We start from the raw sequence: 25,194 nt of genomic DNA on the forward strand, positions 1-25,194 counted from the left end.
GTGGTGAATGTCAGCACAGCTCGGGCGGGAAGAACTCTTCCGGCTCCGGTATCGGGGGTGGTTCGAACAGGCGCCGCGCAGCGGCGCGAGCGAGTTGGGTCTCGAGCTCGACGGATTCCATCTCGGCGCGGACCTCTTCGCTGGCTCGCCATTGGTGATAGCGCTCGATCTGGCGGGCGAGCTCCTCGTCGCTGGGTTTTGTGGGGGTCGTGTCGACCCGTGGGGCGGTGGTTTGCCCGTCGCGCCGGGGGCGCTCCGTACAGTTAGTGACACAAGTCCAAGGGGCCCCGACTTCGTCGGGTCCCGAACTACCCGCCCCCGAGCGGTGGTGCTTGGAGCGCACCTCCCAGCGATACAGGCGGGTGAGGTACTCGGATTCATGACCCAGGCCATCGCTGACGACCAGGCCCCAGGTGGTGGCCACCGGCTCGCCGTAGCGGCCCAATGCCTCGAGGCCCTGGCGCTCTTCGCCGGTGGCGTGACTGAACTCGGCGCGGCCGGTGTCCATGCGCTGCACAGTCCAGGGGCGGATCGGACGATCCTTTCGAGGTAGGTTGGGGCCGCCCATCAAGCGCAAAAACTTGTCCCACTCACCGGCATTCGCTGCTTGGCGGATCTCATGCAAACGGGCGGCGGCGCGTGGCTCGGGTCGGGTCGCTTCTTCCCACTGGCGGAGCTGGTCGGCCTGCTTCTCGGTAAGCCGGCGCACTTCACGCCAGACTGTGACCGACGGCAGCCCCACGAATTGAAACTGCCGAATACCCCACACGGCCGCCCAGGCCTCAATGCGGGGGGCGACCTCGTTCAGGTCGTGCTCATACCGGTCAAGGTGATCGTCCTCGACGCCGGCACGATCGAACTGCTCGCCGTTGATGTTCTTGCTGATGTATTTCGCGACGTAGCCGGTCGCCGTGCCCTTGGTGAAGTCGATCCGTTTTGCATCGAATCGCGCCGTTGTCTTGTTACCGCGTCGATCGAACAGCTCTTCCGGGGAATCCTGCTCGACATGGCAGCGTAGGATCTCGGTGACGTTTTCTTCGTCTTCCGATTTCATCCAGATGAGCAGGTGCCAGTGAGGCGTGCCGTCGTGATGCGGCTCCACCACACGGATGCCGTAGATCGCCAGCCCCTCGCGAGCGAGCTTGGCGCGCGCCTTGGCCCATGTTTGCTGCAGATGTTGCTGGGCTTCACGGGGCGTGCTGCCGTCGTACTTGGGGTTGCGGCGGCAGTGGTACCGGTTTCGTTTCCGCTTGGCATCCCAGCGTTTGTTAGCAATGACCGGATGGAAGCGGCTCGGCGTCGTCAGGGTATAGAACATGCCGACATGGCCGATGCGGCGCGACTCGGCCTCGGTGTCGGCAATTCGCAGCATGAGCTCGGCGCGGCGGTGATCGGGATTGGCCAAACCCAGCTCGGCGAGCTCGGCGAGGGTATAGGTCTGCCCCTCCTGGTTAATGGCCTCAAGGGTTTCGAGCAGGGTGCGGTTGCGTACCTTTTGCTGACGACGGCGCTCGATGGTCATGTTGCTGCAGTAGATGCCGGCCTGGGCGTGCACTCGGTGCGCCTCGCGCTGGACCTGCTCGAGGCGGCGCCCGGCGACCCGGCGAAGCTTGCGCCGCCACCATAGCGAGCAGCTCAGGCGGGCGAGTTGCACGGTGCTGGGAGTTTTCAAGCTAGGGGGCTCGACGCCATGCAGGCGGGCGCGCTTGCGCGCTTTGGCCAAGGCCAGCTCGTCGGCCACGGCGAGGCTCATCACCGGGGCGCGATGCCAGGCGAACACCGCCATGAGCGGAATACCGAACGGCGGCGGGGTGAGCGGATTGCGCCGCTCGGCGATCACGTTGGCCAGGTAGCGGGCCTGATCCGAAAGGCGGTCGCCCTCGAGGCGTGGTTTATCGGGCGAGGGCGGCAGCAGCCCCAGCCGCAGGCGGCGGTTGTGTTCGGCGATGCTACCGATGATGGCGTTCCGCTCGTCATCCACGGCCCGGGCGTGCGCCTCGGCGTAGCGGACCAGCGCATCGTCATCGTGGGTCGCATTGAGCGCGCCGACCGTCAGGCGTTTCTGCACACTTTCCAGCCACGCGCAGCCGGCCTTGATGCCCTCGAGGGTGGTCGTCTCGCGGTTGCGCAGCGCCTTGAAGCCGCGCGTTAAGTCGCCGGCGATGGGCGCGAAGCGTCGATACACACGATCGGGATCGATCAGCCCCTTGGCGTTGCGAGCCAACCAGCGGTTACCCGCGGCGTTGCCATGGCGTTTGGCCACCTGCACGAAGCCGCCGGCGAGATCCTCCGCCAGGCCCGGCAACGCGTCGAAGAAGGTGGCGCGCCATTGCCGGCACTCATGGGTGCCGAATTGCAGGGATTGCTCGAGCGCTCTCATGCTTTCCCCTGCCGGTCGCCAGTGGCCTCGTCGGCTTCCTGGAGGATGCCGTCGATGGTCAGCAGCTCGCCGCCAAGTGCGTGTGCGCGTTGACGTAGATGCTGGGCGAGGTCGGTCATGCCGTCGCGTTCGAGCTGTTTGGCGGTGGCTTCGAGCACCTCGAGGCCGCGATACATTTCGGTTATGGTTTTCTCGATCATCACGCCACCCCCTTTTCGATCAGGGCCAGCCAGTGCTGGGCGGCGCGGGTATCGCCCTCGGCGAGCGCCTGGCGGGCGAGGCTTGCCAGCTCTCGGCTGGGATGGGGCTTGTCGCCCTCGAGCTGGCGGCGCAGGCGGTTGGCGTACTGGCTCATGCGCTGGATGGCCCCGCGGATCGCCTCGCGGTTGAACTTGGCCATCTGCTCTATGGGCGTGAGCGCCTCGCGCGGGCTGAGTTTGGCGCTGGCCAGCAGGGCCTTGCGCTCGCCAGTGGCCAGGCTCGACCACAGCTCGGCGAGATCGTGATCGGCACAGCGTTGATGCAGCTCGGCACGCAGGGCGCCGAAGTCGGCGCGGTCCCGCTGGACGGCCGGCGGCTGGCTGGGTGTCGGTAGCTGATGAACGGACGCAGACATGGCAGCGGCTCCTGGAAGTGGGGTTTCAGTGCTCGAGGATGTGCGCGCTCTCAAAGCGCTCCGGATCGATGCGCGGCAGGCACTCATCGCGGCGGAGCTGGTCGACCAGGCGGCGCAGGTCGGTCACGGTCAGCGCGATGCTGCGGTTCTCGGCGTCGCGGAGCATCACCAGGTCGGAGGTGGTGGCGGCGATGTCGACGCGCATGCGGTGATTGACGCTCTCCAGTGCGGCGTAGGCTTGCAGCGCCTCGCGCTCGGCAACGTGCGCGGGCATGTCGTGCCGCTCGGTCAGCCGGCGGGTGCAGTGGGCCAGCGCGCTGTGGCGGCATTCCCAGCGCACCTCGAACAAGTAGCCGATGGCGAGGCTTTGGGCGTCCAACTGCGGGGCAGTGGCGGATTTCTGGCGTAGCGAGGTCACGATTCCCATGGGAATGCTCCGGTGTTGGTGCTGGTTAAGGGGTATCAGCTGGTTTCGGGCAGTAGTTGATCGAGCAGCAGACGGCGGCTAGCGGCTTCGATGGGAATGCGCACCTGCGGGTCCGGCTGGCGGCTGGGCGCCGTGGTGGTGGCGAATTCCACATAGATCTTTCCGGCCCAGCCGCATTGCGGGTTCGCGCACTGCACGTACACCTCATAAAACACCGGGGCGGGGCGCCGGCTGGTACGCGTGATCGCGCGGTCTTTGCAGTGGGGGCAGGTGATCCTCACCGGCGGCCTCCTTGATCGTTGATGTCGTATAGCGCTCGCCCGCGACCAGTGAGCCCAACGGTGCCCTTGCGCAGGCGACGGCGCGTCAGCCATTCGGCTGCCTGGTCGAGAGACTCGAGCCCCTCCTGGTCGCACACTTCCTGCAAGGCGATTTCCAGTTGCGGGTCGAGCATCAGGCTCAGTTCATCGGGCATTTTTGGGTGCTCCTTGGGGACCTTTTTCATGCCTGCCTTTATGGCGCGCGATGGGCCACAGTGGAGATACCGAGGTCGCTGAGGCCGAGCGTTTCGAGGGCCTCCTTGAGGACCAGCTGGCGGAGCAGCGTGGCGCGTGACATGCCGGTGTAGTCGACGAGGGCGTCGATCAACTTGGCCTCGTAGTCGTCGAGGTTGATGGCGGCATATCGGGAACGAATGCGACGGGTGTCCTGATGCATGACGGCGATTCCTTTTGCAGCGATTCAGTCAGCGACAGCGCTTTCGGTTTGGTACTGCTCGATGCCGCGCAGCAGCAACATGCGGGCGGTAGCGGAGAGGGAGCGCATCTCACGTTGTGCCAGTCCTTCCAGCTCGTTCCGCTCACTCTCAGTGAGGTGAGCCATCACTGGACGGTTGCAACCTCGCGGAGCGCGAGAAACGGGGGTGATGATGGTTTCAGTAGTGGCCATGGGTTAGGCTTCCTTAACATAGTGAAAGACAACGGCGCTTGTGAACGTATGTGCAATACAAAGAGAAATCTAATGCACGTTCGTGCATCTGTCAAAGGGTGCGAGGTAAAAACGTGCACTTAAACGATCGCCTCAAGGAAGAACGGCAGCGTATGTCCCTTTCTCAGGACGAATTTGCGCGATTGGGGGGTGTGTCCAAACGTGCTCAGGCGAACTACGAGAGCGGAGATAGAAGCCCTCAAGCTGATTATTTGGCCGCTTTAGATGCCGCTGGCGTGGATACGCACTTTGTACTTACCGGGCATCGAGAAACGGGGAGGCCTCCAGCGATAGCTGAGGCGGTCGGCCCGGGTGATTCACCCTGCCCGGTGCCGATGTACGACATCGAAGCCGCCGCCGGGGCGGGCCGATCGTTCGAAGGCGAGCCGATCGAGACGACGCTCTATTTCCCGAGCGACCAACTGGCCGCCCAGGGGCTGGACCCCGCTCAGGTGGTGGGCATTAAGGTGCGCGGAGATTCGATGGACGGCACCCTCGCCGATGGCGATTGGGTGCTGGTGGACCGTAGCCGGCGAGAAGTGCGCACCGATGGGGTGTTCCTTCTATTGATGCACGGCGAGCGGCGCATCAAGCGCGTGCAGCGGGTGGCCGGCGGGGCCTGGCTGCTAATCAGCGACAACCCGCGCTACGATAAAGAAATGATCAAGCCGCAGGATATGCGGGACGTAGAGATCTTGGGGCGGTGTGAAATAAAAATATCAAGGATTTCCTAATATTCTTTACGCAGGAGGCTCTAATGATCGATTTTTCAAAATTGACTGGAAGCTCAAGTACTACCGCATTAACTGATCCTTCTCTCATTTACGAAAATTCAGATCGGGAAACGGACAAAGGGCCTCTTCGACCAGCACAAGAATATGTATTAACTGACTGGCATACGAATAGGAGAAGTGACAAAGACGTTCTTGTTAAGCTGCATACAGGACAAGGGAAGACTTTGGTCGGTCTTCTGATGTTGCAGTCAAAACTGAATGAGACTGGAAACCCTAGTCTATATGTTTGCCCGAATAACTATTTGGTTGGGCAAACTTTGAAGCAAGCTAAATCGTTTGGCATTAGTTGCATTGAATTTACTAGTGACCTCCCTGTCGAGTTTGAGAACGGAGAGTCGATACTTGTATGTAACGCATCAAAAGCTTTTAATGGCTTTTCAAAGCTTGGAACAAGGCGTAGCAAGGTTGAAAACATTAATATTGTAATTGACGATTCGCATGCTTGCTCTGAAACAATAAAAAATGCGTGTATAATAACGCTGAAAAACGGGGAAGATGCGTATCGTGATATAATTTCTCTATTCGAAGAAGATCTTGAAGGGCAGGGTGAAGGAACTCTTCGAGAAATTAAGGATGGTGGCCGAGATGCACTTCTTCCAGTTCCTTACTGGGCTTGGTATGAGAATACTGGGAAAGTGGCTGATATTCTATCGAAAAATTTAAATAGTAATGATGTGAAGTTTGCTTGGGAGATTATAAAGGATGCCCTTTCAAATTGTCAGTGCTTAGTCTCCGGGAAAGAAGTAAGTATTGTTCCATATACCACGCCAATAAGGAATTTTGATTTTTATGAATCAGCTGGCCAGCGAGTTTTTATGTCGGCCACTATGGTTGATGATTCATTTCTTATAGCTGATTTAGGTATTTCTATACAATCTGTACAGAAACCTCTTGTGTACCCTGACGAAAAGTGGTCTGGTGAAAAAATGGTTCTAATTCCGAGTGAAATAGACTCCGAGGTGAACCTGTCTACGTTAGGAGAGCTTTTTTGCCAAGACAAAGAGTCAAATTCCATTGGTACATCGATTCTTGTTTCAAGCGAGCCTAATTCAAGAATGTGGACGCAATATGGCGCTATTTATGTAAGCAAAGACAATATTGATGCTGAGGTTGCAAAGCTACATAATGAAGAAGAGCGATATAAAGCTAGGGTGTTCGCGAATAAATATGACGGAATAGATCTTCCAGACAGTGCATGCCGCGTATTGGTGCTGTCTGGAAACCCTTATTCTAACGATCTTTCTTCTCAATATGAAAACACTGTCAGGGTGGGCAGTGATGTGGTTGAAAAACGCCTTGCTAGAAGTATAGAGCAAGGTATGGGGCGGTCGGTCAGGGGGGATAAGGATTATTCGGTAATAGTGTTGATTGGTCCCGATTTGGTTAAACAGGCTCGCTCGAAAAAGACCAGGCGTCACTTCTCCCCTCAAACAAACAAGCAAGTCGATATTGGGCTAAAGATTGTTTCCTTGGCCAAGGGGGAGCTAGAGCATGGTGGTGACATCAAGGATGTGTTAAAAAGCTTGATCAACAAATGCCTCAGCAGGGATAGTGCATGGAAAGATTTTTATAGGCAAGAAATGAACTCTATAAAAAGTACACATGCATCAAGTGAGTTCTTGGGTCTTTTCATGGCTGAGAGGCAGGCAGATGAAGCTTACCGAAATGGAGACTACTCTACGGCAGCACAAGTTATGCAGTCTGCGTTAGATAAGGAAGAGCTGAGTCAAAAAGAGAAGGCATGGTACTTACAAGAAATGGCTCGTCTCGTTTACCCATACAGCAAGACGGAATCAAATAAATTTCAATTGGCTGCTTTTTCTTCTAATAGACTTCTTCTAAAACCCAGGGATGGTATTAAGTACGACAAGATTTCATACATTCCAGAGGCTAGGGTTTCAAGGGTTATCTCTTGGGTAAATGGCTTTGATGAGCCACAAGAAATGGTAATTGAGATAGATGAAATTTTGTCAAATCTTCGGTTTGAGGGTGACTCTAAAAGGTTTGAAAGAGCTTGGGATTCGCTTGGTAAATCGCTCGGATTTACTACCCAGATGCCTGACAGTGAATGGAAGATGGGGCCAGATAACCTTTGGGTTGTGACAGACGGTACTTACCTTCTTGTTGAAGCAAAAAATGAAGTAAAGAAGACTAGATCTGAAATAGTCAAATCGGAGGCAGAGCAAATAGACTCTTCTATCGCTTGGTTCAAGGAACAATATCCTGGCGCAAATTCTGTAAACGTGCTAATCATTCCTGCTCGAAAATTTGCTAGAGGTGTCGCGGTCAACAACCCGATTAAAATCCTCGACGACAGTCGGCTCAGAGCGTTCAAGAAGCAGATCAGAAGGTTTTTTGTCGATCTTTCAAGAGTGAAGCCTGATCAACTTTCAGAGGATGGGGTGGCCGCACGACTGCAGGAGTATGAGTTGTGTGAACAAGATATATTGGATAAGTACTTAATTGGAATGATGCGGTAATAGTCTAAATATTCTTCCCGTTTGAGGTTTATATGTGCGGCCGCTTCGCTCTCTACAGCACTTACCCCAAGCTATCCGAATCTCTGCGCTTGCCGCTGGAGGCCGGGGAGGTAACGCCGCGCTACAACGTGCCGCCGGGTACCTTCATCTCGGCGGTGCGCCGCGCCGATGACGAGGCACCGCTGGTCATGGACGAGCTGTGGTGGGGCTACAAGCCGCATTGGGCGGGTGAGAAGGCGCCGCAGCCGATCAACGCCACTGTCGAGAAAGTGGCCACCTCCAACTACTTCAAGGGCGCGTTCGCCCATCACCGCTGCCTGGTGCCGGCCGATGGCTGGTATGAGTGGTTGCCGGTCGATGGCAAGAAGCAGCCGCATTTTCTGTGCCGCGAGGATCGTGAGCCGCTCTGGCTGGCGGGGATCTGGGCCGAACGGGCGGATGGCACGCCCGGCTGCGCGATCATCACCGAGCCGGCGCGTGGATCTGCCAAGGAGATCCACTCGCGCATGCCGCTGGCCCTGGATGCCGAGAGCCTCGAGCCGTGGCTCGACCCTGACCTGACCGACCGCGAGACGATCCGCAACGTCGTGCATCACCTGGATGCCGAGTTGATCACGCACTGGCCGGTGAGCACGCGGGTGAACCGGCCGGGGAATGACGAAGATGCGGCGCTGCTCAATCCTGCCTGATCTTTTTGTGCGAGAAATCCCATATTAGAAATCTCTTCACTTCCTATTTGATTGTAGCGTCAGCAATGTAACTATCCGTAAGTAGGCTATGGACAGCTTATCAGGGAAGCACGGGCAGGATGCTCCACTTTTTGCAGGGACGCTCATTAACCTGTTTCGACGTTTTTATTACGCTTGCTGTCGGCGATTTCCTACATGCTAAATTAATGCATGTTAATGTCTTCCTCATTTGGTCGTTGCTAATGTCAACACAGAGCCAAGGAGGGCTCAACGGGGGAAGATCGATTCGGGAAAGCTCGATCTAAACAAGGACGCGCGAGCGGGATGTTTGCGACAAGCCACCATGGAAGACAAGGCAAAAGCCCAACCTGTGAAGGTTGGGCTTTTTAATGTGTATCAGGTTCTTCCGTTGCTACCGCGCTTTGACGTTGGCTAGCTCACTCCACCGCGTGGTCCAGCGCGGCGTGCGATTCGCACAGCGCAGGTGCCAGGCGGCGCCGGGGCTGGGTCGCCCCAGCGTGACGGTGCCGCGCCCCATCTTTTGATTCAGCTCGTCCATCGCGGCCATCAGCCTGGCGCTGCGCTCGCGCTCGGCCTCGCTTTGTGCCGAATCGAGCAACGAGAGCTGCTGCCGGTTGGCATCGATCAGGTCGATCAGCATCACCCCCGCTTTCATGAAGCGATACCTAGGCTGGTAGATGGCCTGCAGGGCGCGGCTGGCCGCATGGAGGATCTCACGGCTGTCGTCGGTGGGCCGCTCCAGCTCGATGACGACGCTGGGCGAGTACTGCCGCAGGTCGGGGCGATGCGGATTGGTCTTGAGGAACACGTAGACCGCCCGGGTCAGGCTGTCTTGCTGGCGGAGCTTCTCGGCACTGCGCTGGGCGTGCTGGCGGATGGCTTCACCGATCTCGGCCAGGTCGCCGGTGAGCTTGCCGAACGAGCGCGAGGTCATGATGCGCTGGCGGGGTGCGTCGCTATCGTTCATGTCGATGGCGGCGCTGCCCTGGAGCTCGAGAACGGTGCGTTCGAGCGTGGTGCTGAAGCGCCGCTTGATGGTCTTGTGATCCTGCTGGGCGAGATCCCAGGCCGTGCGGACATCCCGCAGCGCGAGCTTTTCAACCAGGCGTCGGCCCACCCCCCAGATATCACCGAGCGCGGTGCGCTGCAGCAGGCCGCAGGTTTCCGGGCTGCCGGGGTGGAGCACACAGACGCCTTGATAGCCGGGAATCTTCTTCGCGGCACGGTTGGCCAGCTTGGCCAGGGTGCGCGTGGGGGCCACCCCCACGCAGACCGGGATGCCGGTGAACTGGCGCACCTGGTGATGCAGCGCCCGGGCGTGCTCGAGCAGCGGGCCCGGCGCGAAGCCATCGAAGCGCACGAACATCTCATCGATCGAGTACGGCTCCACCCCGGCGGAGAACTCCTCGAGGATAGCTTGCACGCGTGACGACATGTCGCCATAGAGCTCGTAATTGGACGAGAGCAGGTGGATTTGCCCGCGCCTGATCAGATGCTGCAGTTGAAAGGCGGGCGTGCCCATCTCCACCCCCAGCTGCTTGATCTCGGCGGAACGGGCGATCACGCAGCCGTCGTTGTTCGACAGCACCCCGACCGCTCGGCCGTTCAGCCGCGGCTGGAAGACGCGCTCGCACGAGACGTAGAAGTTATTGCAGTCCACCAGGCCGATCATGGCGCCGCTCATACCGTGTATTCGTGGATCACGGCGCGCACCACTCCCCAGACCTGGCAGTCGAGGTTGGCCAGCGGGATGGGCGGGTACTGGGCATTTCCGGAACACAGGTAAGGGCGGCGTCCGAGCATCTCGTAGCGTTTGACGATCAGCTCGCCTTCGACCGAAGCCACCAGGATATGACCGGGGCGAGCATCGATAGAGCGGTCGATCAGCAGCAGGTCATCCTCGTGGATGCCCAGCGAATCCATGCTGTCACCGGTAACGGTCATGAAGAAGCTTGCCGAGGGGCGCTTCACCAGGCGCTCATTGAGGTCCAGAGTCCGGCCCTCGTAGTCCTGGGCAGGGCTGGGGAATCCGGAAAGCCCCGCGCGGGTAAGGGCCAGGGGGTGGGGCAAGGCCAGGGTGAGTGGTGAGGGGTGGGGAAGAAAAAAGTCGTCGCGCATGGCCTGGCCTCTTGTGAATGACTGTTCTTTTATACAGTATTCACCACTGTGCGCCACACAGGCAAACGCTAATGTAGCGTGCAAGCCGAGCATTGAGACCGTAAATCCCGCGATGGCGGAGCTGAGTGAACAAAAGAAAAGGCAGGGGCGATGCGAGTGAATTACCTGGGCCCGCTCTGTGCGGGCATCGACCACCCGGCGCTGGACGGTTATGACCTGACCCGCTTTGCACCGACATGCTACCTGGTCGAAGTGAGCGATGAAGCCGGCGTGGCGGGGCCGCTGATGGAGGGGGATCTGCTGGTGGTGGATGAACAGAAGGCGGCGCAGCATGCCGACTTGGTGATCGTTGACGTGGAGGGCGAGCAGCGGCTGTTCAGCAGCCACCGGATCGGTGGCCAGCTGCGTATGGTTCCGCCGGTGGATCGCAGCGGCTCGTTTCCCGCGCGGCAGAGCGAGCTGCGCGGGGTGGTGGTCAGCCAGGCGAGGAGGTATGCGTTCTAGTCAGATTGGTCGGCTTCGAGGATCAAGCGAGCGACGATCGCGGACGGCAGCTCGCCGGTTTCATCTTCCAGCCGTTTCAGGGCTCGCTGTGCGTCGGGGTACAGCCGCACGGCAAGTTGCACGTACTTCGGCCCGAGGTCATAGCGGTTCTTCTGTGGTATCTCTAGCCACTCTTCAACGGCTTGTATGCCATTTTTCCCAAGCCCGTGCGGTGAGAGAGTCCCTTTCGGGTTCAGTTCGCCGTTGTGGTAGGCCTTCAGGACCTGCTCACGATCATCAAAACCGGCGGCAAGCAGCGCATTGGCGGCCTGTACCGGGAGTCCATAATGCCATTGCGCCTCGAGCCAGGCTTTTCGCTCACACTGTTTGACGTAGCGGCGGGCCATATTAGTCGTGATACCGAGTTCTTCGGAGATCTGCTTGAAAGTGAGACCTTGCTCGTGACACAGGTCGTAGGCTTGTTGCGGCGTTGAGCTTGTCATCGTCAGCCTTAAGTGCGGTTTTCCTCATTCTACCAGTTCAGTTTGCTCAAATTGGAGATTCGGCGCCTTGGCGGATCTCCATCTCGAGGGCGTTGATGTAGGCGGTATCGGTCATGTCGTGGGTGACTTGGGTGATCAGGCGGGCAAGTATGCCGCCAAGGATAGATGCGGATGCGCCATGCAGCGAAGAAGCGGCCTTTGCCAAAGATGGGGCGACTTTTTCTGTTACGTTCTCTAAAATTTCTATTCCATCACTATATTCGCCGCTAAATTTACTCTTATACGAGACATTCTGAAACCCCTTTGGGTGCTTGCCACTAAATAAAAGTACGTCATTGATAATATTTTATAATTACGCCATGCTTAATGAGTGAATTTAGTTAATCAAGCTTGGCGTTTATTTGGGGGAGAGATGAAAAAAACAACATTTATCTTATCAGCGTTATTAGCTACTACATTCGCGCTACTTCTATGGGTTCTAATGGATGGCTTTTCCCAGATTGGAAGTGCGAAAAAATATGAGCTAGCTTTTTCTTTTCTGACGAGTCTTATTGGTGTTTTAGTGGCAGCTGGTTTGGCGTATTGGTTTGCTTTGAAACAGTTTAGTATTCAAAAAGAACAGGAGGTGGCGGAGAATAAACTAGCCGCGACCATTGATCATCATAATTATTTTAATAGCCATGATATGCTTGCATGTCGTGGGCAGGTAGAGCGATTGCTCTATGAAAATCCAGAAGGTGACTTTCAAAAGCTATATGATAGGTTGGGTGAGGAAAGAACTCGAAGCTTGTTTGTTCTATCTAGATTTTATCAGCGGCTTCAGATTTCGATTGAGAATGATTTGGTTGAAGAGAGATTGGTTGTGCCCCTTTTCGGTGAGCTTTTTTATTGGTGGCACGAGAAGTGCTTTAGCTCAAGGTTGATGGGTCTTAATTGGGGGATGTGTGATAATATAAAAAAGCTAAAGGATTGGTTTGATAATAATGCTAGTGAAGAGGATAAGAAGAAGTGGAAGGAAAGGGCGAAAGAATCTCCAGCGAGTCAGGCTTCAACGTGAAGTGCCTGCGATGAGACTAAAAACTAATCATCTTATTTAAGGAATTAATTCGCACTGCACCGAGCTGGTATAGGCGGTGTCGGTGAGATCATGGGTCACGTTAGTGATTAACCAGGGCGTGGCGTCGATGGTGGCCTTGAAGCCTTCTAGCCGAACGGGCGTTTCGGGGTAGAGGTCGGGGCGGCCCTCGGCGATGTTCAATGAACACTCGGCGCCGCCGCGTTGGATGCGCTGCCACTCGCTCTTGGCGGCGTTCACGGCTGCGTCTTCGCTGGCGTAGGTGTGGCGCAGGCGCTTGAGGTTTTCGTCGCTGCCGGCGATGACTTCGCGGCGCTCGGCGGCGTCGGGGTCGTGCCAGTAGGCGAGCACGCCGGTGTAGGCGTCGCGGTCGGCTTCGATGTAGCGATGTCCATCGCCGTGGTGGCGGCGCAGGGTGACCGGGGCGATGGCCCGGCCGCTTACGGTGCTGCCCTGGCCGGCGGGCATGAACAGCAGGCGGCCGGCCTTGATGGTGGCGATGGCGTCATGCTGCTCGGCCAGGCGGGTGAGGAAGTGCAGGTCGCTTTCGTCGGTCTGGTCGAGGTGCTCGAGGTAGACGCCCTCGAGCAGCTGGCCGATGGCGGGGGTGAGGTCGTGGCGGGCGGCGATGGTGGTGACGATCTCGCCGAGGGTGACCTCGTGCCAGCTCTGTGAGCGCTTGCCGGGCAACTGGCGGCGCATGTTGGCGCTGCGCGCGCGGATGACGACGACATCGGGAGCGCCGGAGTGCTCGACCTCGTCGACGATGAACGACCCGCGTTCAACCAGGCCGGCATCCTGCCAGCCGAGTGCCAGGGTCAGCTCGGCGCCGTGGGGCGGCAACGCCAGGCGCCCGTCGTGGTCGCTGAGGGTGATATCCAACTGGTCGGCCTCGAGGCCGCGACGATCGGTGAGCCGAAGGCGCATCAGGCGGGCGTCGAGCTCGGGGCTGATGACCTGGCCGGCGAGCGTCAGGTGGTAGCCGGGGCGGCGTGCGGGCCTCATGCCAGAATTCCGGTGGCAGCGCGGGCCAGCGCGCCGGTGAGGCTACCCAGCAGGTCGGCGCGGCCATCATCCACGCGCTGCAGGCTGAGGGTGAAGCCGATGCGCTGCGCGCTGCCGTCGCGCATCTGGTGGCTCTTGTTTTCGTTCAGCGACTCGATGACGTAGAGCCCGTAAAACGACCCGTTGCCCTCGATCAGCGGCCAGGCGGCGCCTTCGTCGGCCATGGTGCGCAGCTGGTCGAGGTTCTGCTGGCCGCCGGTGAAGTGGGGCAGCAGGGTGCCGGTGAGGGTGATAGTGTCGTCGCCTGGGCCCAGGAATTGGCGCGCCGGGCGCTTGCCCACGCGGCCCTGGCCTTCGTGGCGCCAGGCGGTCTGGCGTTGCAGCTCCTGGTAAGGCGCGGTTCCCAGGGCGAACACGAACATGCCGAAGGCCATCATCATGGACAGTCTCTCCTATGAAAAATGAAATGCGATTTCAACTTGGCGCCCTCTTTTTTATTCTGTTCCTAATGGGTATCAGCATTTGGTTAGGTGACTGGAGATACCCCATCCGCATCGTGCAAGACGGTAGCCATGAGTCGCTTTTCATTCTCTTGGGCCTAGTGCTTGGCTTCACTATGCAGTCACGTACAGATGACGATTCCATCAGTGCCCTAATCTGTGCGATCGGTATGGCTGTCTCGAGCCTGTTAGTAGAAGGATTGGATATCGACCAACCCAACGTCGCAGAGATTGGTTTCGTTCTGTCTGGAATGTTTTTCATCACTATGTTGGGCACCGTTGTATTCCTGCTTCGGGCGTTGCGGTCTAGGATCCGTTACGAGCGAGATGCAACCCGTCTAGATGGCGAGTAATCAATCGAGGTCAAAGAATGCGCTCCGTTGTCGGGCCTCGGCGTCGCGCTGTGCCCCGGCCATGGCGCGCTGCACCTCGCTGGCCACGCGCTGGGCGAGGGCCTGCTCGTCCATGCCGGGCGCAGCATTGATGGTGATGTTGATGCCACCGTTGAGCGTGGAGCCACCGGTGGCGGGCGCGGACAGCGGGGCGCGGGCGTCGAAGCGGGGTGACCCCAGGGGGTCGGCGCTGGCGGCGCCACCGGCGGTGAGCGCGGCGCCGAGCATCAGGCCGCCGCCGGCCTGACGCAGGCGACTGACCATGGCGCGGGTCTCGTTTGCTGGGCCGTCCTGATTACGGCGGATGCCCAGGGCCAGTCCATCGGTGACATCGCCGCCGATGCGGGCGAACACTTTCGAGGGCGAGTGGGTGTCCAGCTCGTAGCGGGCGACATTCTCGGTGCCGTTAGCGAAGTCTTTCACCGCGCCCCAGGCGTTGCCGGCGCCGTTCTTGATGCCCTCGCCGAGTCCCTTGGCGACATCGACCCCGGCATCCTTCATGCGACCAGGCAGGCCTTTCAGGTAGCCGATGGCGGCGTCCCACTTCTCCTTAATGGCGCCCTTGAGATCCCAGTCGGTGAGCATGGACCCTACCGCCTCGATGGCGGCGCCGGGCGCTTGCTTGAACCAGACCCAGAACTTGGCGCCGCTGGCCTTGATGCCGTCCCACAGCTCGCTGAACCAGGGGCCGATCCAGTCCCAATTTTCGTAGAGCAGGTAGGCGACCCCGGCGACGGCGGCGATACCCGCGACGATCCAGCCGATCGGCGTGGCGGCGAAGGCGAGGCCCAGCGCCTTGATGGCACCGGTGGCCACCGGCAATGTCTTGGCGAAGGCGAGCAGGGCGCCGCCGGCCTTGACCAGCGAGGCGCCGAAGGTGAGCATTGAGAGCAGCGCTTTGCTGGCAAACAGACCGCCGGCGATCATCGCCAGATTGTCGTAGCCGCCGACCATGCCGGCGAGCTTGGAGACGACCTCGCCGATGCCGGTGGCGAGGCGGGCGGTGCCCTTGGCCAGGTCGGTGATGATCGGCACGGCGGCCTTGAGGTTGTCGCCGAAGCTCTTGGCGAACTGCTTGACCTGGTCGCGGTTCTCGGCCAGCCAGCCGGAGAGGTCACGCATCATGTCTTCTACCCCCGGCATCAGCTCGGCGCCTATGGTGTTCTTGATGCCCTTGAGGCTCAGCCCGGTATCGAGCAGGGCGTCCTTGAAGCTCTCGCTGCCGGCGGTGGCCTCGTCGCCGAGCATGTACCCGGTTTGCCGGGCGGCGCGGTTGTACTCGTCCAGCCCGGCGCTGCCGTCCTTGAGGACGTTGACCAGACCTACCCCGGCGCGCGAGTAGAGCTGGGCGGCGATGGCGTTGCGGCGGGTGGGGTTCTCGATCTCGGCCATCCGGTCGGCGACTTCGCGCATCGCCGCGGCGACGGGCATGTCTGCCAGCTTTTCAGCGTTCAGCCCCAGAGCTTCATAGCCCTTCACGGCAGCTCCGGTACCGTCGGCGGCTTCGCCGAGGCGCTTGGTGAACGCCAACAGGCTCGAGTCCATGGTCTTGGTGGCCACGCCGGAGCGCTCGCCGGCATAGCGGAACTCCTGCAGCTCGGCGTTGGTCAGGCCCAACTTGGCGGCGGTCTTGCCGACATCGTCGCCCAGGTCGGCGGTGGAGTTGGCCAGGCCGAAGATGCTGCCGGCGGCGGCGCCGGTGGCGAACACGGCCCGGCGGCCGAAACGCCCGACCTCGCCGGTCATGTTGCGGAAGCGCCCCGACACGTCGGCGTCGCTGAGGCGCTGCAGGGCGTTGCGCTGTCGGTTGATGCGCTCGTTGGTGGCGCGGATCTGGCGGTCGAGGGCCTGCTGCTGCGCGGTGAGCCCGCGGGTGCCATCCTCGGCCTTGGGCAGGTTTCGCGAGAGCTCGAGCACGCGGTCGCGCTGGTCGCGGTACTCGGCGTTGAGCTTGTCGACGGCGGCCTGTGCCTTGGCCTGCTGGTTGGTCAGGCGCTTGGTGGGGCCGGTGGCTGTCTTGATCTCTTGCGTGACGCGGTCGAGCTCCTGGCGCTTCTCGCGCAGGGCGTTGCGGGTGTCGAGGCTCTTGCGTGTCATGTCGCGGAAGGCGCTGATGCGCTTCTGCTGGTCGTTGAAGCCTTTCAGCTCCTCGCGGCTCTCGCGCATGGCGCGCCCGACGCCGCGGCTACCCTGCAGGATCTTCTTCAGCGGGCCGGTGGCCTGGTTGATGGCCTTGAGGGTGACGGATAGGTTCAGGTCCTTGGCCATGCCGGCTCCTGGTTAGCGACTGCGTTGCTTTTGTGGCTCGAGACGTTGGCGGGCGCGCTCTCGCCAGTCGGCGAGCTCTTCCAGGGGCATGGGGTCCATGTCGGCAGGACCCCAGTGGAACACCATGGCGATGTCGGCCATGGCGTCCTCGACCTGGTTGGGCAGGCTTAGCTCGCGGCGTCCGCCTGCATGCGCCTGGGTAGCAAAAAATTGGCCACCACGGTGCCCAGCTGGACCAGGTCGGCCGGGTCCATGTCGCGGATCTCGGGCTCGGTGAGCGCAGGATCGGTGATGCGCGGCAGCACCTTGGTGAGCGCCTGAACGTCCATCTGCAGCACATCGGTGAGGGCGACACCGCGCAGCGCGCCGCTCTTGGGCTTGCGGACATGGATCTCGGTGACGGTCTGCTTGCCGCGGGTGATCGGCGAGTCGAGCTCGACGGTCTCGGTGGGCACGCTGGGCAGCGGGGGGACCGGTGTTTCGGTTTGGGTGTCGGCGTGCTCGGTCATGGCGGTGTCTCTCCTGGTGATGGATCACGGCCCCGGTGGTGCCGGGGCCATGGTGAGGCGATAGCGGTGCAGTGGCGGGCAGCCTTACAGGCCAAGGTTCTGGCGGCGCTCGGCGAGGCGGTCGACGCCGCGCACGCGAAACACATAGCCGGGCACGTCGATCTCGATCAGCTCTTCGTCATCGACCACCAGCTTGTAATAGGTGCAGGTGGTGGTGACCTCGATGCTGTTGCTGTCGCCGGCGGTGACCTCGCCCATGGCGATGGTCTTGTGGCGGCCGCGCACGGTGACCTCGACCGGAATGGCCTGGCTGGTCTCGTCGGATTCATAGGAGCCGGCGAAGCGCAGCAGGTTGGCGTCGTGCTGGGCGGTGCCGTACTCGGTGAAGATCTCCTTGATGATGCCGCCGACCTGCCAGGCGAACTCGATGATCTCGTTGCCCATGTCGAGTTCGACGCCGCCGTCCATGCCGCCGCCGCGGTATTCCTCGACGGCGCGGGCGAGCTCGGGCAGGGTCAGCGAGGGCACCTGGCCCTGCCAGTTGTTGCCGTCGCCGAACAGGTTGAAGTCTTTCAGCTTGCGGGGAAGTGCCATGGTGTTGGCTCCTTGTGTGGGTTCCCGATGCCGAACCGGCTATCCGGTTCAGGCGGCGGCGACGTGCTCGGCGAAGTCGACGAGGTAACGGTCGGTGATGCGCTGCTGGAACATCAGGTTCTCGAGCGGCGGCACCGGCGTGTAGTCGTAATCGATGTAGAGCTTGCCGGCCTTGAGCACCTCGGGGGTGTTGAGCTCGGCATCGAACCAGGCCGAGCCGCCCAGCAGGTAGCCCTGGCGAATCCACTCGCGAAACTTGGCGTTGATGCCCTCGATGATGTCCTTGACCAGGCTGGGGTGCATTGGCAGATCCACGGCCCACAGGTGCGCCTCGGCGATGGTGTCGGCGATCACCTGGGCGGAGCGGGTGTAGTTCTCGAAGGCGAACAGCGGATCGATCGAGCAGGTGCGCGAGCCCCAGAAGCGGTAGCCGCCGCGGTTGATCAGCGTGGTGACCTCATGGCTGTTCAGGTAGCCGGCGTCGGTATTGGGGTCCTGCAGATCCCAGAACACGTCGCGACTGATGCCGGTGACGCCGTTGACCGGGCGGTTGGAGAGCGTCTTGTGCCAGCCGATGTCGTTATCCAGCTTGGCGCGCATGCCCATGGCGCGAGCCACGGCGGAGAGGTTGCGGGTGCTGTTCGTCGCGGTGTCCCAGCCGGTGAACTCGGGCCAGAGGATCATGGCTTCGCGGGCGCCGAAGTTCTCTCGGTACATCGCCGCCTCTTCGATGGTGGCGGAGTCGCCGGCGGAGGCGTAGACGAAGGCGCGCAGCTTTTGGGCGATGCCGATCAGCGCGGCGGTGACGTCGGCGTCGTCGAGCTCGGGCGCGCCGAGGATGCGCGGCTTGACGCCGAACGTCTGCTCGGCGGCGAGCAGCGCCTGCAGGCCGGTTTTCTTGCCGCTGGCGTCGACCCCGCCGATGACGTTGGACTTGGTGTCCTCGTCGGTCTCACCTTCGGCGACACGCACCACGACCACCAGGGTCTTGGCCTGGTCGGCGATGGCGTCGAGCGAGCGGGCCAGGGTGCCCTCGCTGCCGGCGTCGCCCTGGGCGGCCAGCAGATCGGTGAGCAGCACCGGGGTATCCAGCGGGAAGGGCTCGTCCTCGCCGTCGGTGAGATTGGTAAAGCCCACGGCGTTGACCACGCCGGCGCCGGTGCCGTCCTCGGCGGCGAGGACCAGGGCGCTGGCGTCGACCTCGGCGTTGACGGCGGCGGCGATCTCGGCGGCGGTGCTCGAGATCTCGCTGTCGATGTCGGTGGCCAGGCTGACGGTGATGTCGCTGCCCGAGACGCTGACGGCGAGCGTGGCCGAAGCGGTGCCCGGGTCGACGTAGCGCACGCGACTGGCATTGCCGTCGGTGCCGGGGTCGGCGGCAGTGTAGGTGACGCCGGAGTTCACGGCGGCGAAGTCGATCAGCCGGCTGGCGGCAACGCCGGCGGCGGCATTGGGGGCGGTAGCCACCAGCCCGATGACCGCGGTGGCCACGGTGCGGATGGGCCGGGTGCCCTCGTTGATCTCGACGACACGAATGCCGTGGTGTCGGTCCTGGGCCATGGGGAGCTCCTGCGCAGGGGGATGATGAGTCGATGCATGACGTGCTGCCATGCTTGCGCGCGCAGGGCGGGGGCTCTAGTGGCGGGGGTTGTGGATGGCGGGGTTACAACGCATGAAAGGAATAGCGCAGTGCTCGCATGATGTGTGCAAGACGGGATGTCAACGGGCTGAGCATTGATTGCCCCAATGTGGCAGAATGCCGCCGCAAACGCGCAAGGGGATTCAAAGAATGCAGAAGACTGAGTATAGGCCTGATATCGATGGCCTCAGGACAGTTGCCGTCTTAAGTGTTTTATTATTTCACGCTGGGTTTTCCTCGTTCTCAGGAGGATTCGTTGGCGTGGATGTTTTCTTTGTAATCAGTGGTTACTTGATCACGAAGTTAATTAAGGAAGAAATAGAGCGGACGGGACGCTTCTCATTTCCCAATTTCTATGTGCGTCGTATCAGGAGGTTGCTGCCCGCGTTACTGTTCACACTTGTGGCGACCCTTTTACTGGGAATATTTCTGTTTTCTCCGCAGCACCTCGAGCGCCTAGGAAAATCTACGATTGCAGCCTTATTTTCCGTTTCTAACTTTTTCTTCTGGTCAGAGAGTGGCTATTTCGATACTGCGTCCAACCTGAAGCCCTTGCTGCATACATGGTCGCTGAGTGTTGAAGAGCAGTTCTATATTGTCTGGCCGCTACTTATGTTGCTGGCGATCAGGTGTCTTGGTAAGTACGCTCCTTGGGCAATTGCAGCACTTGGTGGGATCAGCCTGCTGGGATCAGTGATGATGCTCAGTCATGATGCTAGCGGCGCCTATTTCCTTACACCGATCAGGGCCTATGAGTTTGCCATTGGCGCCGTATTGGTGTGGGTTGGCCAATACCGCTTGAGAAGTAATCTGCTGATGGAGCTATTGCTCATCACCGGCTTGTCGATGGTGCTTGTTCCTGTGTTCGTCTTTGATGAGAACACCGCCTTCCCAGGAGTTGCTGCCCTAGCGCCATGCTTGGGTACTGCCATGGCAATCTATGCCGGTCAGGCACGTTTCACCGGCATCCTCTTGCGCAATCCTGTTTCGGTAAAGATCGGCCTTATCAGCTACTCTCTCTATCTGGCCCATTGGCCTATTTATGTGTTTTATAAGTACTACATCTTTCGGGACCTTGTCTTGGTGGAAAAGTTAGGGGTTGTTGTCACTTCCCTCGTTGTAGGCTGGGGGATGTACAAATTCATCGAGACCCCCTTCCGAAAAGCGGGTGGATACCACGCTCCGAAGCGCAAGGTATTTGCTTCATACGCCGTCGCGGCTGCCACACTCGCTGCTCCATCAGCCATGATCTCAGCGAACAATGGGCTTGAGTGGAGAGTGCCAGGCGAGATAAGGGAAACGGTTGCAAACCTAAACCACAAAAGAAACGAGACATGGAAATTCATCAATGGTGATAATGCCATTGCAGTATCCCCATTCTCAGAAGATCAGAAGACCAAGGTTCTTATAGTTGGAGACTCTCATTCAAAGGACATCTTCAATGCCTTCTATCTCAGTGGATATTTATCAGAAAGCCATGAGTTTCGCAGTTCTGCAATCGGGCCCGGGTGCCTCTATGACGTAGTCGGACGTGCGGCTCCTGGATGGCTTTCACAGGACAAACGAAGAGGCTGTAACGAAGAAGCCTCCAAGTTTCTCAACGACCAGCATCTGAGCGATGCTGATTACATAGTTCTTTCATCCAGGTGGTATAAGCACACAGTGCAAGACGCAGCACCATTCATTGACTTCCTAAGAGATAATTACGACGCAAAAGTAATCCTAATGGGGCGAGCGGCTGAATTTCAAAGCGTGCCTGACTTGGTCATAAACTTCGGAAGGCTTGCCGGCGTTGAGCGGCTTATGTATGAAAGCAGGGACTCAGAGATCGATACAATCAATAAGCAGTTGAGCCTCATTGCTTCTAGCAAAGGGGTGCCATATATCGACAAGCTCCAAATCGCCTGCCTTCATAATAAAAACAAATGCTTTGCAGTGGATAAAAGCAACAACCTTCTTTACTACGACTACGGCCATTACACAATAGAGGGAGCCAGGTATTTTGGAAGAAGGATGATGGAGCTTGGTCTTTTTTCAGAGGTGTTGTAATAAAGAGAGAGGGGGCTCCCTCTCTCTACGTTGCTACTTCTCATTCCACTCTATTGCTTCAATTCCCTCCCGATCAACGATACCCTGCGCCGCGTCGATGGCGTCCTTGCGGTCACATGACCGCTGCTAGATATCCTCAATATGCGCTAGGGCGGTGAGGGGGGTAGCGTCCATCTGCTCGGGGGTGAGCATGCGTGTGACGTTAGACTGCCTTCGGAACGGCATCACCGGGTCGATTTCGCCGTCAGCGACGAGCCTCTGTGCCTTCGCGGCCAGGCCCAGGAGGTTGATCTGGTCCTGCGGGCAGGTTTGGATGGCGTCCGGCTCGCCGGCGATGTAGTAAGACATGCACTCAGCGAAAGCCCGGTCGCGGGCGGCGAGGTCGTCGAGTGGCTCGGGGGCGGTGGCACGCGCTGCTCTCCATCGAAGTGCCAGCCGGGTTGGACGCCACTGCTACACTTAACCCATTGGATAGAAGCATGGAAACGATCTGGTGTGTCGAAGTCTGTGATTTCGACAACGGCACCGTTAACAATATGAGCCCACATCCCTACCACTCCACAATCACGATGCCTCGGTAACCATTCCCGCCGTTCGGGGCAGAAATGCTGCTTCCTCCACTGCCTGATCCTAATGATGACGCGTCATTGCCAGTGGTTGAATTACCAACGCCGTGGGGACCACCCCCCTAACCACCCAAGACTTGTCCATTGCCCGCAGTGACGCTCCGGGAACCACTCTGGCCGCGATAGTTCACGTCCCCGCCACTGCCATCACCTCCTCCGCTAGGGGACGACCTGGGGATGGACCGCCAGTACTTACTGTCGCGCTTAGAAACGTGCCGAATGACGAAGCTCCACCGCTGGTGTCTCCACTTCCGGCTCCATAGGGGTCGACGGCATGGCGCAATTTATGGGGCCAATCTCGTTGGTAATACGCTACCGTGACATTTACCACCGTCAATGGGCATTCGCCGTGCATGAGTTCGATGATCATACCTTCCGCGATGCTTGGTGGAGCCCCTCGTACCATAAAGCCAAGAGCAAGCTGGGTCAGGTAGTTACGACCCTGCCGCCCGAACCCATGGCGGACCGTAAAGCGCTGTGACCAGGGCGGGATTGCCCCAGGCCTAGCCGTCACCACTCGACCGCTTCGATGGCCTCGCGATCCTGAGCGGCAAGGGTATTGGCAATCGAAGTGGAGAATCGCCAGTCCATTAAAGCCTCAAAGTAGTAATCCACGGCTCACCGGCAAACTAATAGCGCCATGCACTAGTTATGGCGCTAAAATCGCTAACCTTGCGAAACAATATATACAGAAAAATCTATTTAAGGCAATTATAAATCTCATATTCGGGCTTGAGATATTCTTCCGCCATCTTCATTATTTTCGGATCTACATTCATTTCAACTCCGGAAGGAGAAATGTTTTTTTTAGGGATGTTTAAAGATTTTCCCACCTTTTTCTCAAGAAAATCTTTCAGCAAGTCCATTCGCTCATATCTAAAGATTTTGTCAACCCCTACTATTCCTTTGGGTGTCATTACAAAGTCAACTTGACGCTTTCGTCTTGGAAAACTAACTTCCCCATCGCTCACATATGACATCAAGAAATCGTTAAAACTTATATCTCCTGTGTAGTTTTTGTGATTGACGTGGTTAGGGTTTGCAAGTTCTTCCCTTGCCCTATACCTATACCAACTAAATAGCCACTCCATGGGCTCTCTAAAAAGAGAGAACGTTGTTATCTTTCTACTTCCAACTACTTCCACAATTGGGGCGACCTTCTCATAATAATCTGCGACAGTCATATGCTTTATTGTGGGGTTTTTCTTGAGTATTATTTCGCAGAATGGTTCAAGCGCCGCCTCTAGAGATGTCGATGCACACTTCGGCATGCACACAAAACATAACCCTCTGTTTATGCTAACTAGCACAAGACCCTCCTTACAGGCTTTGCGATTTTACTCTACATTCGCAACCGGTTGGTTAGATATATCAACAAGCATTGCATAGAGAAATGGCACAGTCTATATGCTGATTTCGTTAACCATCACCAGGTCACGGCCGCAAGGGAAAACCGATCGCCAGCGGCGAGCGCTTGGTCGATGGCATCCTTGCGATCCCAGCTCTGTTGCAACAGCGCCTTGTAGTGGGCCAAGGCGGTATCGGTCATGGCGATGACTTGCTCCGGCGTCATCGCGTAACGGATGTTCGACGCGGCGCGGAACTCCTGGGCGGCTGCGGTCTCGCCGGCGACGACCAGGTCGCGGGCCTCTATGGCCAGGCCGATCAGGTTCTGGCGGTCCTCGGTGCGCATCTGCACCACATCGGCCGTGCCATCAGGCATTGTGTAGGGCAGACCGGTATCGAGCTCGACGTCCAGGGCGGCCTTGATCTCGCGGCCCTTTCGGACCGCGAGGGTGTCGAGATCCGGTGGCGGGATTGGTACCCAGGTGGGGCGGCCGTTCTCGTCGGCGCCGCGGCGGTGGCCTTCGGGTGGCTCGCCCCGCCCGTAGGTTTGCCATTCTTCGTTAGTGATTTTGACGGCATCGGTCGGCCAAGTGCCGGCGGCTTTGTAGTCGGCACGGAGGGCGACAGGGAAGAACGCATTAACTGAAGGACTATAAAACATATTGCGCCTCAGTGACCAATGACAAAGATTGAAGCAACATCGCTCGACGGGCCAACGGCCGACGACTTTGTTACCAAACAACTTGACAGACCTGGATCCAAGCCGAAAAGCGATACACCACCGTTGGACTGGCCGCTGGGAGTCACGTCCGTCGCAAATGCACGGAACGCGGCATTGGGAAATGCAATGGGATAGCTGACCGTCGCTTGGCCACTCGACGGAATTGACGACTCCAGAAACCACTGAATAATCAGCCCGCCCAGCCAGCTCGGAAGCACCAAATAGCCGTTGGGCCCTAGACTATAAGAAACCCCCCAGCGCAGCTTCTTCGGCGTTACTGCCGTGGTGTCATCGGTGCCGGCATCGACCTGGGCCTGAGTGGCGACCTTGAGCAGCCCCATCACCGACTCGGTGGCCTGCTTGACCCAGTTCTTGAGCTTCTTCGCTGTGATGAACTTGACATCATCTGTGCCGCCGTCGGTTTCGGTTTGGGTGGCGATGTACGCCATGCCCTGCTCGGTTTCTGTCGCAGCGGGGTGGTTGCGGCTGCCCTCGTGCTCGGCTCGCTGGGCGTCAACGTATTCGCGAGTGGCCAGCACCACCGAGGGATCGACCTTGAGCGTCACCGCGGCGGTGTCGCTGACCTCGAGGACGAAGCGCACGGTCTGGGTGCGGCTCGAGCCCTCCGAGAGCACCGGCTTGTAGGTCTCGGGATAGTTGCCAACACCGATCAGGTCGCCGTCGGTATCGATGATGCCGATCTCGCGGATGGTCCAGCCGCCGACATCGGGCGGCAACACCTGCTCGACGATGATCCATGAGGGATTGTCGGGGTCGGTGGTACTGGTGTTGATCGGCGCGCGGCGGACCACGTTGACCAATGCTTCGGCGCTGCTGTCGGGGGTGGGCAGGCTGCCGTTGCCATCGCCGACGGTGAGCTCGGTGATCTCGATGGTCTGCCCAAGCGCGATGGCATTGGCGAGTTTGGCCTGGCCGACATCAGTGAGCAGGGTATAGAACTGGGCCATCTG

30 protein-coding genes are annotated in these 25,194 nt (G+C 59.0%); 8 read left to right on the forward strand and 22 right to left on the reverse strand.

Translation table 11 applies throughout. The annotated features are described in order from the left end of the window. Window positions 1-10: 10 nt before the first annotated feature. Genes BM341_RS12395 through BM341_RS12430 form a run of 8 tightly spaced genes read right to left on the reverse strand, consistent with a single transcriptional unit; the run spans window position 11 to window position 4,371 of the window. Window positions 11-2,380: a replication endonuclease gene (locus tag BM341_RS12395; protein WP_089796388.1), complete on the reverse strand. Its 2,370-nt coding sequence runs from the start codon at window positions 2,378-2,380 to the stop codon at window positions 11-13. Beyond that, window positions 2,377-2,580: a hypothetical protein gene (locus tag BM341_RS12400; RefSeq protein ID WP_089796389.1), complete on the reverse strand. Its 204-nt coding sequence runs from the start codon at window positions 2,578-2,580 to the stop codon at window positions 2,377-2,379. The genes BM341_RS12395 and BM341_RS12400 overlap by 4 nt, the downstream gene beginning before the upstream one ends. Next, window positions 2,580-2,996: a hypothetical protein gene (locus BM341_RS12405; RefSeq protein WP_089796390.1), complete on the reverse strand. Its 417-nt coding sequence runs from the start codon at window positions 2,994-2,996 to the stop codon at window positions 2,580-2,582. The genes BM341_RS12400 and BM341_RS12405 overlap by 1 nt, the downstream gene beginning before the upstream one ends. Window positions 2,997-3,021: 25 nt before the next feature. Continuing rightward, window positions 3,022-3,423, reverse strand: a complete 402-nt coding sequence (locus BM341_RS12410; RefSeq protein WP_089796391.1) for a hypothetical protein — start codon at window positions 3,421-3,423, stop codon at window positions 3,022-3,024. A 35-nt stretch (window positions 3,424-3,458) separates the two neighbouring features. Then, window positions 3,459-3,704 carry an ogr/Delta-like zinc finger family protein gene (locus tag BM341_RS12415; RefSeq protein WP_175507861.1) on the reverse strand — a complete coding sequence of 82 codons (246 nt, stop codon included), beginning with the start codon at window positions 3,702-3,704 and terminating at the stop codon, window positions 3,459-3,461. Next, a complete protein-coding gene (locus tag BM341_RS12420; protein ID WP_089796393.1) occupies window positions 3,701-3,898 on the reverse strand; it encodes a hypothetical protein in 198 nt (65 codons plus the stop codon). The genes BM341_RS12415 and BM341_RS12420 overlap by 4 nt, the downstream gene beginning before the upstream one ends. 38 nt (window positions 3,899-3,936) lie before the next feature. Next, window positions 3,937-4,140: a hypothetical protein gene (locus tag BM341_RS12425; protein WP_089792609.1), complete on the reverse strand. Its 204-nt coding sequence runs from the start codon at window positions 4,138-4,140 to the stop codon at window positions 3,937-3,939. 24 nt (window positions 4,141-4,164) lie between these two features. Continuing rightward, entirely contained in the window at window positions 4,165-4,371 is a 207-nt protein-coding gene (locus BM341_RS12430) for a hypothetical protein (RefSeq protein ID WP_089796394.1), read from the reverse strand. A gap of 113 nt (window positions 4,372-4,484) precedes the next feature. On the opposite strand from BM341_RS12430, the gene BM341_RS12435 reads away from it, so the two are divergent. The 3 genes from BM341_RS12435 to BM341_RS12445 are packed head-to-tail and all read left to right on the forward strand — an operon-like array spanning window position 4,485 to window position 8,373. Further along, complete coding sequence (locus BM341_RS12435) at window positions 4,485-5,144, forward strand: XRE family transcriptional regulator (RefSeq protein ID WP_139233013.1); 660 nt, start codon at window positions 4,485-4,487, stop codon at window positions 5,142-5,144. 23 nt (window positions 5,145-5,167) lie between these two features. After that, window positions 5,168-7,684, forward strand: coding sequence for a DEAD/DEAH box helicase family protein (locus BM341_RS12440; protein WP_089796395.1), 2,517 nt, complete (start codon window positions 5,168-5,170; stop codon window positions 7,682-7,684). Window positions 7,685-7,716: 32 nt separating this feature from the next. Next, on the forward strand, window positions 7,717-8,373 hold the full coding sequence (locus BM341_RS12445) for an SOS response-associated peptidase (RefSeq protein ID WP_089796396.1): 657 nt from the start codon (window positions 7,717-7,719) through the stop codon (window positions 8,371-8,373). A gap of 412 nt (window positions 8,374-8,785) precedes the next feature. On the opposite strand, the gene BM341_RS12450 is transcribed toward BM341_RS12445, so the two are convergent. Further along, window positions 8,786-10,078 (reverse strand): Y-family DNA polymerase, encoded by a 1,293-nt coding sequence (locus BM341_RS12450; protein ID WP_245784265.1) that lies wholly within the window; start codon window positions 10,076-10,078, stop codon window positions 8,786-8,788. Next, entirely contained in the window at window positions 10,075-10,512 is a 438-nt protein-coding gene (locus BM341_RS12455; RefSeq protein WP_089796397.1) for a LexA family protein, read from the reverse strand. The genes BM341_RS12450 and BM341_RS12455 overlap by 4 nt, the downstream gene beginning before the upstream one ends. 150 nt (window positions 10,513-10,662) lie before the next feature. Between BM341_RS12455 and BM341_RS12460 the strand changes: the two genes are divergently transcribed. Continuing rightward, window positions 10,663-11,016 carry a LexA family transcriptional regulator gene (locus BM341_RS12460; protein WP_089796398.1) on the forward strand — a complete coding sequence of 118 codons (354 nt, stop codon included), beginning with the start codon at window positions 10,663-10,665 and terminating at the stop codon, window positions 11,014-11,016. Here the strand turns inward: BM341_RS12460 and BM341_RS12465 are convergent. After that, on the reverse strand, window positions 11,013-11,498 hold the full coding sequence (locus BM341_RS12465; RefSeq protein ID WP_089796399.1) for a sigma-70 RNA polymerase sigma factor region 4 domain-containing protein: 486 nt from the start codon (window positions 11,496-11,498) through the stop codon (window positions 11,013-11,015). The two genes, BM341_RS12460 and BM341_RS12465, sit on opposite strands and share 4 nt — an antisense overlap. 412 nt (window positions 11,499-11,910) lie before the next feature. On the opposite strand from BM341_RS12465, the gene BM341_RS19035 reads away from it, so the two are divergent. Then, the gene (locus BM341_RS19035) at window positions 11,911-12,555 is read left to right on the forward strand and encodes a hypothetical protein (RefSeq protein WP_139233014.1); all 645 of its coding nucleotides are present in this window, start codon (window positions 11,911-11,913) and stop codon (window positions 12,553-12,555) included. A 36-nt stretch (window positions 12,556-12,591) separates the two neighbouring features. Here BM341_RS19035 and BM341_RS12470 read toward each other — a convergent pair whose 3' ends face one another. After that, complete coding sequence (locus BM341_RS12470) at window positions 12,592-13,578, reverse strand: phage late control D family protein (RefSeq protein ID WP_089796400.1); 987 nt, start codon at window positions 13,576-13,578, stop codon at window positions 12,592-12,594. Further along, window positions 13,575-14,018, reverse strand: coding sequence for a phage tail protein (locus tag BM341_RS12475; protein WP_089796401.1), 444 nt, complete (start codon window positions 14,016-14,018; stop codon window positions 13,575-13,577). Before BM341_RS12475 ends, BM341_RS12470 begins: the two co-directional genes overlap by 4 nt. Window positions 14,019-14,032: 14 nt before the next feature. On the opposite strand from BM341_RS12475, the gene BM341_RS12480 reads away from it, so the two are divergent. Further along, window positions 14,033-14,431, forward strand: a complete 399-nt coding sequence (locus tag BM341_RS12480) for a hypothetical protein (protein WP_089796402.1) — start codon at window positions 14,033-14,035, stop codon at window positions 14,429-14,431. Here BM341_RS12480 and BM341_RS19270 read toward each other — a convergent pair whose 3' ends face one another. From BM341_RS19270 to BM341_RS12505, 5 genes are all read right to left on the reverse strand, one after another. Next, on the reverse strand, window positions 14,432-16,738 hold the full coding sequence (locus tag BM341_RS19270; RefSeq protein WP_089796403.1) for a phage tail tape measure protein: 2,307 nt from the start codon (window positions 16,736-16,738) through the stop codon (window positions 14,432-14,434). Window positions 16,739-16,750: 12 nt separating this feature from the next. Continuing rightward, a complete protein-coding gene (locus BM341_RS12490; RefSeq protein ID WP_089796404.1) occupies window positions 16,751-16,879 on the reverse strand; it encodes a GpE family phage tail protein in 129 nt (42 codons plus the stop codon). A 26-nt stretch (window positions 16,880-16,905) separates the two neighbouring features. Then, window positions 16,906-17,247, reverse strand: a complete 342-nt coding sequence (locus BM341_RS12495; protein WP_089796405.1) for a phage tail assembly protein — start codon at window positions 17,245-17,247, stop codon at window positions 16,906-16,908. A gap of 84 nt (window positions 17,248-17,331) precedes the next feature. Further along, on the reverse strand, window positions 17,332-17,841 hold the full coding sequence (locus BM341_RS12500; RefSeq protein ID WP_089796406.1) for a phage major tail tube protein: 510 nt from the start codon (window positions 17,839-17,841) through the stop codon (window positions 17,332-17,334). A 48-nt stretch (window positions 17,842-17,889) separates the two neighbouring features. Next, window positions 17,890-19,401: a phage tail sheath protein gene (locus BM341_RS12505; protein ID WP_217646232.1), complete on the reverse strand. Its 1,512-nt coding sequence runs from the start codon at window positions 19,399-19,401 to the stop codon at window positions 17,890-17,892. A gap of 229 nt (window positions 19,402-19,630) precedes the next feature. Between BM341_RS12505 and BM341_RS12510 the strand changes: the two genes are divergently transcribed. Further along, window positions 19,631-21,529: an acyltransferase family protein gene (locus BM341_RS12510; protein ID WP_175507862.1), complete on the forward strand. Its 1,899-nt coding sequence runs from the start codon at window positions 19,631-19,633 to the stop codon at window positions 21,527-21,529. A gap of 126 nt (window positions 21,530-21,655) precedes the next feature. On the opposite strand, the gene BM341_RS12515 is transcribed toward BM341_RS12510, so the two are convergent. After that, window positions 21,656-21,964, reverse strand: a complete 309-nt coding sequence (locus BM341_RS12515) for a DUF4376 domain-containing protein (protein ID WP_483866657.1) — start codon at window positions 21,962-21,964, stop codon at window positions 21,656-21,658. A gap of 465 nt (window positions 21,965-22,429) precedes the next feature. On the opposite strand from BM341_RS12515, the gene BM341_RS12520 reads away from it, so the two are divergent. Further along, a complete protein-coding gene (locus BM341_RS12520; protein WP_139233015.1) occupies window positions 22,430-22,636 on the forward strand; it encodes a hypothetical protein in 207 nt (68 codons plus the stop codon). Between the two features lie 217 nt (window positions 22,637-22,853). On the opposite strand, the gene BM341_RS19045 is transcribed toward BM341_RS12520, so the two are convergent. The 3 genes from BM341_RS19045 to BM341_RS12530 form a co-directional block, all read right to left on the reverse strand. After that, window positions 22,854-23,465, reverse strand: a complete 612-nt coding sequence (locus BM341_RS19045) for a sulfotransferase family protein (RefSeq protein ID WP_139233016.1) — start codon at window positions 23,463-23,465, stop codon at window positions 22,854-22,856. Between the two features lie 116 nt (window positions 23,466-23,581). Then, window positions 23,582-24,163, reverse strand: a complete 582-nt coding sequence (locus BM341_RS12525; protein ID WP_089796410.1) for a DUF4376 domain-containing protein — start codon at window positions 24,161-24,163, stop codon at window positions 23,582-23,584. An 8-nt stretch (window positions 24,164-24,171) separates the two neighbouring features. Then, a complete protein-coding gene (locus BM341_RS12530) occupies window positions 24,172-25,191 on the reverse strand; it encodes a phage tail protein (RefSeq protein ID WP_089796411.1) in 1,020 nt (339 codons plus the stop codon). Window positions 25,192-25,194: the final 3 nt, after the last annotated feature.

Origin of the sequence: Halomonas korlensis, assembly GCF_900116705.1 — a bacterium.
Taxonomy (GTDB): Bacteria; Pseudomonadota; Gammaproteobacteria; order Pseudomonadales; family Halomonadaceae; genus Halomonas; species Halomonas korlensis.